The organism is Streptomyces barringtoniae, assembly GCF_020819595.1.
Classification (GTDB): domain Bacteria; phylum Actinomycetota; class Actinomycetes; order Streptomycetales; family Streptomycetaceae; genus Streptomyces; species Streptomyces barringtoniae.
Genome location: NZ_JAJHNP010000007.1, coordinates 176,708 through 189,226, shown reverse-complemented (window position 1 = coordinate 189,226; position 12,519 = coordinate 176,708). Strand labels below are relative to the sequence as shown.

At 72.4% G+C, this 12,519-nt stretch carries 11 protein-coding genes; 6 read left to right on the top strand and 5 right to left on the bottom strand.

The genetic code is table 11. From position 1 onward, the window contains the following. Positions 1–33 precede the first annotated feature (33 nt). Positions 34–849 (bottom strand): LysR family transcriptional regulator, encoded by an 816-nt coding sequence (locus LMU33_RS14645; protein ID WP_228620796.1) that lies wholly within the window; start codon positions 847–849, stop codon positions 34–36. Positions 850–969: 120 nt separating this feature from the next. On the opposite strand from LMU33_RS14645, the gene LMU33_RS14640 reads away from it, so the two are divergent. Beyond that, positions 970–1,689 carry an SDR family oxidoreductase gene (locus LMU33_RS14640; protein ID WP_228620795.1) on the top strand — a complete coding sequence of 240 codons (720 nt, stop codon included), beginning with the start codon at positions 970–972 and terminating at the stop codon, positions 1,687–1,689. A gap of 4 nt (positions 1,690–1,693) precedes the next feature. Here the strand turns inward: LMU33_RS14640 and LMU33_RS14635 are convergent, their stop codons facing one another. Continuing rightward, positions 1,694–2,221 (bottom strand): isochorismatase family protein, encoded by a 528-nt coding sequence (locus LMU33_RS14635; protein ID WP_228620793.1) that lies wholly within the window; start codon positions 2,219–2,221, stop codon positions 1,694–1,696. A 19-nt stretch (positions 2,222–2,240) separates the two neighbouring features. Further along, the gene (locus tag LMU33_RS14630; protein ID WP_228620791.1) at positions 2,241–2,678 is read right to left on the bottom strand and encodes a MarR family winged helix-turn-helix transcriptional regulator; all 438 of its coding nucleotides are present in this window, start codon (positions 2,676–2,678) and stop codon (positions 2,241–2,243) included. A 130-nt stretch (positions 2,679–2,808) separates the two neighbouring features. Between LMU33_RS14630 and LMU33_RS14625 the strand changes: the two genes are divergently transcribed. Both LMU33_RS14625 and LMU33_RS14620 read left to right on the top strand, forming a co-directional pair. After that, a complete protein-coding gene (locus tag LMU33_RS14625) occupies positions 2,809–3,726 on the top strand; it encodes a quinone oxidoreductase family protein (RefSeq protein WP_228620789.1) in 918 nt (305 codons plus the stop codon). Positions 3,727–3,857: 131 nt separating this feature from the next. Then, positions 3,858–5,735, top strand: a complete 1,878-nt coding sequence (locus LMU33_RS14620) for a sialidase family protein (RefSeq protein ID WP_228620787.1) — start codon at positions 3,858–3,860, stop codon at positions 5,733–5,735. Here the strand turns inward: LMU33_RS14620 and LMU33_RS14615 are convergent. Next, a complete protein-coding gene (locus LMU33_RS14615) occupies positions 5,685–6,701 on the bottom strand; it encodes a bile acid:sodium symporter family protein (protein WP_249813814.1) in 1,017 nt (338 codons plus the stop codon). The two genes, LMU33_RS14620 and LMU33_RS14615, sit on opposite strands and share 51 nt — an antisense overlap. Before the next feature lie 162 nt (positions 6,702–6,863). Between LMU33_RS14615 and LMU33_RS14610 the strand changes: the two genes are divergently transcribed. Further along, complete coding sequence (locus LMU33_RS14610) at positions 6,864–7,733, top strand: LysR substrate-binding domain-containing protein (RefSeq protein WP_228620783.1); 870 nt, start codon at positions 6,864–6,866, stop codon at positions 7,731–7,733. Between the two features lie 6 nt (positions 7,734–7,739). Here the strand turns inward: LMU33_RS14610 and LMU33_RS14605 are convergent, their stop codons facing one another. Further along, positions 7,740–8,720, bottom strand: coding sequence for an Lrp/AsnC family transcriptional regulator (locus LMU33_RS14605; protein ID WP_228620781.1), 981 nt, complete (start codon positions 8,718–8,720; stop codon positions 7,740–7,742). Positions 8,721–8,838: 118 nt separating this feature from the next. Here LMU33_RS14605 and LMU33_RS14600 point away from each other — a divergent pair, with 118 nt between their 5' ends. Together LMU33_RS14600 and LMU33_RS14595 are read left to right on the top strand one after the other, a co-directional pair. Further along, positions 8,839–10,341 (top strand): MFS transporter, encoded by a 1,503-nt coding sequence (locus LMU33_RS14600; RefSeq protein WP_228620779.1) that lies wholly within the window; start codon positions 8,839–8,841, stop codon positions 10,339–10,341. 345 nt (positions 10,342–10,686) lie between these two features. Continuing rightward, positions 10,687–12,513, top strand: coding sequence for an AMP-dependent synthetase/ligase (locus LMU33_RS14595; protein WP_228620778.1), 1,827 nt, complete (start codon positions 10,687–10,689; stop codon positions 12,511–12,513). Positions 12,514–12,519: the final 6 nt, after the last annotated feature.

Sequence of the window (12,519 nt, the reverse complement as noted above, 5' to 3'; positions counted from 1 at the left end):
CGGGGAGCGCCCCCTGCGCCGCCGGGCCCCGCCTCAGCCGAGGGACTGCGCCGCTTCGACGAACGCCGTGATCAGGGGTGAGCCGCGGCCGGCCGCCCAGGCCAGCAGGACCTGGTCCGGTTCGGCGTCGGGGACCGGCACATAGCTGATGTCCGGGCGGGAGTACTGCTCGGCGACCGAGCGCGGGACGAGCGTGATGCCGGTGCCGGCGGCCACGCACTCGAACTTCTCCTCGATGGTGCGGATCGGCAGGTCGCCGGGCCGGGGATCGGCGTATCTGAGCCACCGCTCGCCGTCGAGGTCGGCGAGCGACAGCTCCTGCTTGCCGGCCAGCCGGTGGCCCTCCGGGAGCATGGCCACGCGGGTCTCGCTGTACAGGGGACGCAATTCCAGCCCGTCCTCGCGGACCGGTCGCCGTACGTAGGCGATGTCGACGGTCCCGTCGAGGATCAGCCGCTCCTGGTCGTCCCACTCGACTCGCCGGGCGTTGGTCTCCACGTCCGGGTGCGCCGCCGTGAAGGCGCGCAGGGCGCGGGTGACGACGACACCGGCGCGGAAGCCGACGAGGAGGCGCCGGGGCCCGCGTGCGGCGCGCAGTACGCGGCGGCGCGTCCCGTCGGCGGTGGCCAGCAACTGCCGTCCGTCGTCGAGGAGTTGCCGTCCGGCGTCGGTCAAGGTCACGCCATGGCTGCCGCGTACGAACAGCTCGGCGCCCAAGTCCTTCTCCAGTGCGCGGATCTGACGGCTGAGGACCGGCTGTGCGATGTGCAGCCGTTCGGCGGCGCGGCCGAAGTGCAGGTGTTCGGCGACCGCCACGAAGTAGCGGACTTTCCGCAGGTCGAGGTCCACGGCCGCCCCTTTCCCCGGCGATACCTTCAGGGTATCGCCACGGCCGGAAGAGGTCTTGGACGGCGGGCCGCGGGCGGTCGCAGGCTGGATCCCGTCAGGCAACGAGGAAGGGGACACAGCATGGGGCTGCAAGGACAGCGGATCGTCGTCATCGGGGGTACGTCGGGGATCGGGCTCGCGGTCGCCGAGGGCGCGGCACGGGAGGGCGCAGAGGTGGTCGTGGCCTCGCGCCGGCAGGAGAGCGTGGACGCGGCGCTGAAGCGGCTGCCGGAGGGCGCCGAGGGGAGGGTGCTGGACGCGACGGACGAGGACGCGGTGCGCGGCTTCTTCGAGCGGATCGGCGCGTACGACCACCTGGTGTACACCGCGGGTGAGTCGCTGCTGCTGGAGCCGTTGGCGGAGGCGGATGTCGTACGGGCGCGGCGGTTCCTGGACACGCGGCTGTGGGGGGCGTACACGGCGGTGAAGTACGGCGCCGCCTCGATCCGCCCGGGCGGGTCGGTGGTGCTGACCACGGGGACGGCGGGGCGCCGGCCGCTGCCGGGGTCGAGTGCGGCCTCGGCGCTGTGCGGGGCGATGGAGTCGCTGGCCCGGGCGCTGGCGGTGGAGCTGGCTCCGCTGCGGGTCAACGCGGTCTCGCCCGGGCTGGTGCGCACCGAGCTGTGGCGGGAGGTGCCTGAGGACGCACGGGAGGGGCTGTTCCGGTCGTCCGCCGAGTCGCTGCCGGTGGGGCGGGTCGGCGAGCCGGCGGATGTGGCGGAGGCGTATCTGTATCTGATGCGTGGGGGTTACAGCACCGGTTCGGTGGTGGTCGTGGACGGGGGCGGGACGCTGGTGTGAGGGCTCATGCGGGGGTGAGGCGTACGTCGGCGGCGCTCACCACCGTGCCGAGCCGGGGGAAGTCGAGCCGGACGGAGGCCTCGTGCTCGGCGGCGGTGAGGGCGGCCATGGCGTCCTCGACGAAGACGAGGTCGTAGCCGAGGTCGCCGGCGGCGCGGGCGGTCGACTCGACACCGAGGTTGGTGGCGATGCCGCCGAACACCAGGGTCGTGACGCCGCGTTCGCGCAGCCGCTCGTCCAGGCCGGTGCCCTGGAAGGCGCCGATGGTCCGCTTGACCACCTCCAGGTCGCCGTGCGCGGCGAGGCCGGGCACGAGCGAGCTGCCGGGCGGCTGTTCGGCGACCGAGGGGCGCTCGACCCGGACGAGGACGACGGGTGCGCCGGCGGTGCGGAAGGTGCGCGCCAACTCCTCGGCGGAGGTGAGCACTTCGGTGCCTTTGCGGGGTTCCAGGGGCAGCGCGACGATACGTTCCATCAGGTCGACGAGGACCAGGGCGGTGCGCTGCGGGTCGAGGACGGGAGCTGCGGTCATGACGGAACGTTAGCCGCCGTCAGCCGTCCGTGCCGGAAATCCGGATCAACAGGCCCGTGAACTGATCGCGTTCGGCGGCCGACAGCGGGGCGAGCAGCTCGTCGTTGGCCTCGCGGGCCGCCTTCTCGCAGCGCAGGAGGAGGCGGGCGCCGTCGTCGGTGAGGGACACGGCGTTCTTGCGCCGGTCCCTGGGGTCGGGGGCACGCAGGACATGGCCGGCGGACTGCAGGTCGTTGAGCACGCCGACCAGGTCCTTGGGGTCCAGGCCCACACTGCGGCCGAGGTCGGCCTGGGCGACGGGCTGGAGGTCGCGGACGGCGGAGAGGACCACGTGGTGCCACATCTTCTGACCCTCGGCCGCGAGCGCGTCGGCGACCAGGGAACGGCCCCGGGCGGCGGCGCGGCCGAGGAGCCAGCTGGGCAGGGAGCGGATCGCGGGCAGGGATGCTTCGGCCATGACGGCAGCCTAGCCGAGAAACCGTTGGACCTCCCAACGAAACTCCGCTACCGTTGGGCCTCCCAACGAATTCGTTGGAGTTCCCAACGGCCAATGTGCCGGGGTGTGCCCGGCCGTGGAGGTGTGTGCGATGCGTCGCGTCCGGTATGAATCCGCCGGCGGCCCCCTGTTCCTGGAGGAGGCACCCGTCCCCGAGCCCGGTCCCGGCGAGCTGCTGGTGCGCTGCGCCGCGATCGGCGTCACCCTGCCCGTGGTCCGCAAGGTCACCGAGGCCGCCGAGCCGATCGCGCTCGGCGGCGAGATCGCCGGCGAGGTGGTGGCGGTCGGCGAGGGCGTGACCCGCTTCCGGCCGGGCGAGCAGGTGACGGGGATGTGCTTCGGGCACGGGTACGCCGACTTCGCCCTGCTGCACGAGGCCATGACCTCCCCGATACCGGACGGCGCCGACGCCGTGGACGCGATCGCACTGGTGCGCAGCGGCCTGGTGGCGTACGGGGCGCTGGAGGCGGCGCGGCCGGCACCGGGCGAGGCGGTCCTCGTCACGGCGGCGGCCAGCGGGATCGGTCACCTCGCCGTCCAGCTGGCGCGGGCGCGGGGCGCCGGACGGGTGGTGGGGGCCGTGTCCGACCCGGGCAAGGCCGAGTTCGTCCGCTCGCTCGGTGCGGACGACTGTGTCCCGTACGGCGACGACAGCTGGGGAGACCCCGTCGACTGCGTACTGGACGCCGTCGGCGGTGACCTGCTCACCCCCGCGCTCGCCGCCCTGGCCCCGCACGGCCGCCTCGTCGCCTACAGCTCGGGCGGCGGCACCATCCAGGCGTACGACCTGCTGGTCGGCGCCAAGTCGGTGATCGGGTTCCAGATGGCCCTGATCGCCCGCGGCCGGCCGGACCTGTACGAGCTGTGGCGCCAGGAGCTGTGGCGGCTGTTCGCCGACGGCACCCTGAAGCCCGCCGTGCACGCCGAGTTCGCCCTGGAGGACGCGGCGAAGGCGCACGAGACGATCGAGCGGCGGGCCAACCTCGGCAAGGTGGTGCTGCACCCGTAGACCCGGTGCGCGCTCCTTGTGCTGCACGCTCCTTGTGAGGCGACCTGGCCCCAACTACCGTCGATGGGGCGCACGTTGGACGTGGGATGTCCGGTTGTCCGGATGTCTGCCGACGAAGGGCAGGTCGCAGCATGCCGTCAGGTCTTCGCGCCCGTCTCAGAGCCGTACTCGCCACCGCCCTCACCACGGCGGCTCTGCTCCTGGTTCCGCTCGCAACCCCCCACCCGGCACACGCTCAATCCCCTGCAGGCGACCGCGAGTTCGAGCAGCAGATCCTCTTCAAGGCCTCCCAGGACCCCGGCTACGCCTGCTTCCGCATACCGGCGATCGTGCGGACGGCCGACGGCACCCTGCTGGCGTTCGCCGAGGGCCGGGTCCTCAACTGCGGGGACGCCGCCGACATCGACATCGTGCTCAAGCGCTCCACCGACAGCGGCCGCACCTGGGGCCCGTTGCAGGTGGTCAACGAGGGCGCCGGGGACACGCACGGCAACCCGGCGCCGATCGTGGACCGCGCAACGGGCCGGGTCTGGCTGGCGGAGACGTACAACACCGGCCGCACCGACAGCGCCAGTTGCTCGATCCCCTGCGACCGCACCCCGCACCTGCAGTACAGCGACGACGACGGCCGGACCTGGTCCGAGCCGCGCGATCTGAGCCCGGAGATCCTGCCCGCCGACTGGAACTCCTGGTACGCGACCGGGCCCGTGCACGGCATCCAGCTGACCCGGGGCCGGTACGCGGGCCGGCTGGTCTTCGGGGTCAACACCGAGACCTGGGACGGCAGCCGGATCACCGCCAACCACGCGGCGCTGATCGTCAGCGACGACCACGGCGGCCACTGGCGGATCGGCGCCACCGACACCTGGCCCATCGCCGCCGACGGCACCTTCCGGCAGAAGCCGTCCGAACTCACCCTCGCCGAGCGCGGCGACGGCTCCCTCCTGGTCAGCGGCCGGGAGCAGGACGGCACCGACCTCGGCCACCGCACCCAGGCCGTCAGCCGCGACGGCGGAGGCAGCTTCACCGCGCCCTTCCACGACCTGCCCGACCTGTACGTCCCGCAGGTGCAGGGCTCCATGCTGCGCCTGGGCGACCGCCTTCTGCTGGCCTGCCCCGCCGACCCCGACCGGCGGCGCACGATGATGATCCGCTCCTCCTACGACGGCGGCCGCACCTGGGACAGCGTGGACCGCGGCACGGTCGTCACCCGGGACTGGTCCGGCTACTCCGACCTGGTGCGCGCCGACGCGGACACGGTGGGCCTGATCTACGAGGGCGGCGCCGTGGACGCGCGCGACGAGATCCGCTTCGCCCGCTTCACCGAGGACTGGCTCGCCCCCCGCCGCGGCCCCGACCCGGTCACCGCCGACCTCGCCCCGCACGCCCGCCCGGCCGCGGTGCTCGGCGGCGCCGAGGAGACGGACGGGGTCTTCGGCGGCGCGCTGGAGTTCGACGGCACCGACGCCGCGGTACGCCTGCCCTTCCGCACCGGTTTGCCCCTGGGGACGAAGGACTTCACAGCCTCCCTGTGGTTCCGGTACACGGCCACGACCGGGGAGCAGCCGCTGCTGTGGATGGGCGGGACCGGCACCAGCCAGCCGCAGGTGTGGGTGCGCGGGGAGCCGGCGAACAACCGCATACAGGGGCTGATCACGGTACGGGACGGGGCGATCGCGCCGCAGACCGCCTACGTCCGCACGGACACCGCGTACAACGACGGCCGGTGGCACCACCTGGTGCTGCGCCGGGGCGGCGGGCGGCTGTCGCTGTTCGTCGACGGTACGGAGACCTCCGTCGCCGACATACCGGGGTCGGTCAGCCGTAACTCCCCCTTCGGCGTGCACATCGGTCAGCGCATGGACAGCCGGGCCTTCTTCACCGGCGCCATCGACGAGGTGCACGTCTGGGACCGGGCCCTGAGCGACGAGGAACTGTCGGACGCGAAGGCGCTCGGGTCACCGAAGGACACGGTCCTGTGGCTGCCCCTGGACCAGGTGGGCGGCTGACTCGCCGGCGCTGCCCCGGACCTCCTCCGGGTCCCGGGCCCGGCGCTTGGCGATGACCGCGCACACCATCAGCTGCATCTGGTGGAAGAGCATCAGCGGCAGCACGGCGAGGGAGGCGTGGGCGCCGAAGAGGACACTGGCCATGGGCAGCCCGGAGGCGAGGGACTTCTTCGAGCCGGCGAACTGGATGGCGATCCGGTCCTCCCGGCCGAAGCCGAGCGCCCTGCCGCCGTACCAGGTCAGCAGGAGCATCACGGCGAGCAGGGCGGCCTCCACGGCGAGCAGCCCGCCGAGCCGGGCGGGGCTGACCTGGTGCCAGATGCCCCGGGTCATGCCCTCGCTGAAGGCGGTGTACACGACCAGCAGGATCGAGCCGCGGTCGACCAGCCCGAGGACCTTCTTGTGCCGGGCGACGAAGCCTCCGATCCAGCGGCGCAGCACCTGCCCGGCGAGGAACGGCACCAGCAGCTGCAGCACGATCTTGACCAGCGAGTCGGCGGAGAACCCGCCCCCGCTGTTGCCGAGCACCGCGGCCGCCAGCAGCGGGGTGAGGACGATGCCGATGAGGGAGGAGAAGGAGCCCGCGCAGATCGCCGCGGGCACGTTGCCGCGGGCGATCGAGGTGAACGCGATGGACGACTGGATCGTGGACGGCACCAGCGTCAGGAACAGCAGCCCCTGGTAGAGCGGCTGGGTCAGCAGCACCGGCACCAGAGCGCGCGCCGCCAGCCCGAACACCGGGAAGAGGACGAACGTGCAGACCAGCACGGTGACGTGGAGGCGCCAGTGGCGCAGCCCGTCCAGCGCCTCCCGGGTGGAGAGCCGGGCGCCGTAGAGGAAGAAGAGGAAGGCGATCGCGGCCGTCGACGCGCCCGAGGCCACGTCGGCGCCGGTGCCCCTGGCCGGGAACAGCGCGGCGAGCCCCACCGTACCCAGCAGCAGGACGATGTACGGGTCGATCGGCATCCAGCTCGGCCAGCGCAGGCGTTTCACGGTGCTCCGATTGCTCTCTTGCTTTCGTTCCGGTGCAGCCCCGCAGGGCCCCCGTTCATCTTCCCCCTCGGAGCGCCGATCGGGAATCCCGGTTACCGCTCTGACTGTCATCATGAAATGCGATAGCCTCGTCTCGTGTACGACCCGACGCACCTGCGCACCTTTCTCGCGGTCGCCCAGACGCTGAGCTTCACGCAGGCCGCGCGCCGGCTGGGGCTGCGTCAGTCCACGGTGAGCCAGCATGTGCGCCGCCTGGAGGACGCGACCGGGCGGCAGCTGTTCACCCGGGACACCCATTCGGTGGAGCTCACCGAGGACGGCGAGGCGATGCTGGGCTTCGCCCGCCGGATCCTGCGCGTCCACGAGCAGGCGACGGCGTTCTTCACCGGCACCCGGGTGCGCGGCCGGCTGCGGTTCGGGGCGTCCGAGGACTTCGTGCTCACTCGGCTGCCGGAGATCCTGGAGGGCTTCCGCTACGACCATCCGGAGGTCGACCTGGAGCTGACCGTGGAACTGTCCGGCACCCTGCACGAGCAGCTGGCCGCCGGGAAGCTGGACCTGGTCCTCGCCAAGCGGCGCCCGGAGGATCCGCGTGGCGACCTGGTCTGGCGCGACGACCTGGTGTGGATCGGCGCCGAGCGGCTGCGCCTGGACGCGGACCGGCCCGTCCCGCTGATCGTGTATCCCCCGCCCGGCATCACCCGGGCCCGCGCACTGGAGGCGCTGGAGCGGGAGGGCCGCGCCTGGCGGATCGTGTGCACCAGCGGCAGCCTCAACGGGCTGCTCGCGGCGGCGCGCGCCGGGCTCGGCGTGATGGCCCACTCCCGGCACCTGATCCCGCCCGGCCTCGTCCGCCTGCCGGACCGCACCGGCCTGCCCGACCTCGGCAAGGTCGACTTCGTCCTCGCCCACGGCCGACGCCGCGGCACGGCAGAGGAAGCGGCGAACGCACTGGCCGCGGCCGTCCTCGCGGGCGGGGAGCGGCTGCGGCGGCGGGGCGGCTGAAGGCGGTCAGCGCGGCACCGGGTACGTCAGCTGCTTGACCCGGCGCAGGAACGGCGTGGTCTCCACGTGCTGCACTCCCTGCAGTTGCCCGAGGGGACCGCTGAGGTAGGCATAGAGGCCGGCGGTGCTGCGGGCCAGCGCGGTGACCACGAGGTTGGAGGGACCGGCCGTCGCGGAGACCCAGGCCGTCTCCTCGTGTGCGGCCAGGGCCTCGCCGACGGAGTGCAGGGCGGCCGGTGCGGCGGTGATCCACAGCGCGGCGACGACGGGATGGCCGAGCATCTCCGAGTGGTACTCGGCGTCGATGTACACCGCCCCGGAGGCACGCAGCGCCGCCAGCCGGCGCTTGACCGAGGACTCCGAGCGGCCTGTCGCGCGTACGAGCTCGGGGTAGGAGGCCCGACCGTCACGCTCCAGGACGGCCAGCAGGGGTTCGTCCTCGGGTTCGATGCGGGCGGGGCCAGGGGCGGGGTCCACGGCGGGGCGCAGTGCGGCGATCTGCTCGTCGGTGAGGACGGCGAACTTGCGGAGCCAGCCCTCCGCACCGCCGTAGAACCGGTACAGAAGCTGGTGGGCGCGGATCTCGACCACGCTCGGCGTGCGCGGCAGTTTGCCGAGCAACAACTCGTCGTGGTCGCCCGGGGTGCGCGGCCGGGTCAGGCACAGCACCTCGGTGCCGCCCGAGGCGAGCCCGATCCAGTAGGTGTCGGGGCGCCGCGCGAGGGCCTCGGCGATGGCGACGGCGCCGTCCGGCGCACAGCGGATCCGCAGCATCCACTGGTCCTGGCCGAGCCGGTAGGCGTCCCGCATGGCGACGACCCGCAGGCCTCCTTCCGCGCACAGTCGCCGGTAGCGGCGCGCGATGGTCTGGTCGGAGACGCCGAGCACGGAGGCGATACGGGTGAAGGAGGCCCGGGCGTCGACCTCCAGCGCGGACAGCAGCTGCAGGTCGAGCCGGTCGAATGTGTCGGATTCCATCTCCAGCATGTGCTCTCCTGTCGGATTCCACCGGTTGGGCGGGATGGACGCAGTCGATCGGCCGTGCCGGGGCCATCGTACGGAGCGATCGAACGCCGTTGTACAGACTTACGGGGAGTGGGAGGACATGCGCAGTTGGGGGACGCTCACGGCCGTGTGCCTGGGCACGTTCATGTTGTTGCTGGACGTGACGATCGTGGTGGTGGCGCTGCCGGACATGGCCGCTTCGCTGCACGCGTCGCTGGGTGATCTGCAGTGGGTGGTCGACGGGTACGCGCTCGCGCTGGCCGCGCTGCTGCTCGGGGCGGGGGCCGCCGCCGACATCCTCGGGCGCCGCCGGGTGCATGTGGCGGGTGTCGTGCTGTTCGCGGTGGCCTCGCTGCTGTGCGGGATCTCGACAGGGCCGGCCGTGCTGGTGGCGGCGCGGGCGCTGCAGGGCGTCGGCGCGGCGGCGATGCTCGCGACGACGCTGCCGTTGCTGGGCTCGGTCTACCGGGACAGGCAGCGGTCGGTGGCGCTCGGTGTGTGGGGTGCGGTGAGCGGCGGGGCGGCGGCGGTCGGTCCGGTGCTGGGCGGTCTGCTCACCGAGGGGCCCGGCTGGCGCTGGATCTTCTTCGTCAATCTGCCGGTGAGCGTCGTCGAGGTGTGGCTGACGCTGCGTGCTGTGCCGGAGTCGCGGGGTCCGCGCGGGATGCGCGTGGACTGGGCGGGCATGGCCACGTTCGCCGGCTTCGGCGGCGGTGTGACGTATGCGGTCGTGCGGGCCGGCGAGGACGGCTGGACGTCGCCGGCGGCGCTCACGGCGTTCGGGTGCGCGGCACTGGCGCTGGTGCTGTTCGTGGTGGTGGAGCGGAGAAGCGCGCATCCGCTGCTGGACCTGGCACTGCTGCGGCGGCCCGCGTTCGTCGGGGTGATGCTGGGGGCGTTCGCCTTCAACGGGGTGGCCTTCGGCGTGACGCCGTACCTGTCGATCTGGATGCAGACGATGCTGGGGATGTCGCCGGTGCGCGGCGGACTCACGCTGCTTCCGATGACGGTCGCGGCGATGCTCGTCGCCGTACTGGTGGGCCGGCTGCTGCACGGCGTGCCGGCGCGGCTCACCATCGGCGGCGGCCTGCTGCTGATCGGCACCGGAAACCTGTGCCAGGCCGTTCTGGACGCCGGTGCCTCCTGGACGGCGCTGGTGCCCGGGTTCGTGCTGGTCGGCGTCGGCACCGGGTTCGTCGGTCCGACGGTGGCCGGCGCCGCGCTGGCCGCGGTGCCGCCGGAGCGGGCCGGGATGGCGGGCGGTGCGGTGAACACCGTCCGGCAGCTCGGGTACGCGCTCGGCGTGGCCGTCCTCGGTACCGTGCTGACCTCCCGGATGACCGGCACGCTGCCGGGTGGCGCGGCCCACGCCCTGGCCGGCGGCGGGGCCGGGGCGCTGCGCGGCGGCTTCCCTGAGCGCACCCTGCGCGACGCGTTCGCCTCCGGTCTGAACGGCGCGCTGGTGGTGGCGGGGCTCGCGGGCACGGTCGCGGGCGTGCTGGTGCTGCTGCTCGTGCGGGCGGACCGGCCCGCGCAGCGGAAGGGATCCGGGGCGGACGCGGAGAAGGCGGAGGCGGGGAAGGCGGTGCCGGCGCACCGCTGACCGCTACGCGCGGCGGTGAGGGCGGTCCGGGGGTTCTCCGGGGCCGCCCCTCGCGGTGTACGCCACCCGCTCCCGGTGGTGCCGGGTATGCGACGATCGATACGGTTGCACCGTAATCGCCGCGTACAGATTCGGTGGAGATTACGGCACCGAAACTTACTGACCCGTCAGTATCGTGTCCGGCCCTTCCCCATGTGCGGGCATTTTCCGGTCACCTCCCGGGGGAAACGTGAGGTTTGCTCGGTTTCCGCCCCCCTCCCGCCCGGTGACGGGGTGGGGTAGCTTTCACCGCGCTGTGCCGAGCATCACGGGCGTGACCATGCAGCGAGGATCGGGGAGCGAGGTTTGCGCGAGTTCACCAACCCGCCGCTCACGTCGGCAACGCCGGTGGGCGGTCTGGCCGACGCGGTCTTCGAGCATGCCCGGACGGACCCGGCACACGTCGCTCTCGGACGCAAGGACGCCTCCGGGCAGTGGCGGGAGGTGACGTCCGCCGAGTTCCGCGACGAGGTCATGGCCCTCGCCAAGGGCCTCCTCGCGCGCGGCATCCGCTTCGGCGACCGCGTCGCCATCATGTCCCGCACCCGCTACGAGTGGACCCTGTTCGACTTCGCCCTGTGGTCGATCGGCGCCCAGGTGGTGCCCGTCTACCCCACGTCCTCGGCCGAGCAGTGCTTCTGGATGCTGTACGACGCCGAGGTGTCCGCGGCGATCGTGGAGCACGAGGACCACGCGATGACCATCGCCACCGTCATCGACCGCCTCCCGCAGCTGCGCCAGCTGTGGCAGCTGGACTCCGGCTGTGTGCAGGAGCTGTACGACGCCGGGGCGCACCTGGACGACGACCTGGTGCACCGGCACCGGCAGGCGGTCACCCCGGACTCGGTCGCCACCATCATCTACACCTCGGGCACCACCGGCCGCCCCAAGGGCTGTGTCCTCTCGCACGCGAACTTCATGTACGAGGCGGACACGATGATCCAGCGGTGGCAGCCGGTGTTCCACACCAAGAAGGACGACGAGGCCTCCACCCTGCTGTTCCTGCCGCTCGCGCACGTCTTCGGGCGGATGGTGGAGGTCGCCGCGATCCGCGGCCGGGTCCGCTTCGGGCACCAGCCGCAGCTGAACGCCGCCGCCCTGCTCCCCGACCTGCAGGCGTTCAAGCCGACGTTCATCCTCGCGGTGCCGTACATCTTCGAGAAGGTGTTCAACGCCGCCCGCCGGAAGGCGGAGAAGGAGGGCAAGGCGGGGCCGTTCGAGAAGGCGGTCGACATCGCGGTGAAGTACGCGGAGGCCGTGGAGGCCAAGGCGTGGGGCACCGGGCCCGGTCCGTCGGCGGGGCTGCGCATGCAGCACCAGTTCTTCGACAAGGTCGTCTACTCCAAGGTCCGCGCGGCGATGGGCGGCCGGATCCGCAACGCCATGTCCGGCGGTTCGGCGATGGACCGCCGGCTGGGCCTGTTCTTCGCCGGCGCCGGCGTGCAGATCTACGAGGGCTACGGCCTGACCGAGTCGACGGCCGCCGCGACCGCCAACCCGCCCGAGCGCACCCGCTACGGCACCGTCGGCCAGGCCATCCCCGGGGTGACCGTGCACATCGGCGACGACGGGGAGATCTGGCTGTACGGGGGAAACGTTTTCCAGGGCTATCTCAACAATCCGAAGGCCAGCGACGAGACCCTGCACGACGGCTGGCTGGCCACCGGCGACCTCGGTTCGCTGGACGAGGACGGCTATCTGACCATCACCGGCCGCAAGAAGGAGATCCTGGTGACCTCCGGCGGCAAGAGCGTCTCCCCCGGTGTGCTGGAGGAGCGGGTCCGGGAGCATCCGCTGGTCAACCAGTGCATCGTCGTCGGCAACGACCGCCCCTACATCGCCGCCCTGGTCACCCTCGACCAGGAGGCCGTCGAGCACTGGCTGCAGATGCGCGGAAAGCCGAGGATGACCCCGGCCGAGCTGGTGCGCGACCCGGACCTGGAGACGGAGGTGCGGCGGGCGGTGGTCGCCGCCAACACCCTCGTCTCCCAGGCCGAGTCGATCCGTACCTTCCGCATACTCGCGCAGCCGTTCACCGAGGAACACGGCCTGCTCACACCCTCGTTGAAGCTGAAGCGGAAGGCGATCGAGAAGGCGTACGGCAACGAGGTCGAGGCCCTCTACCGGACGTGATCTTCC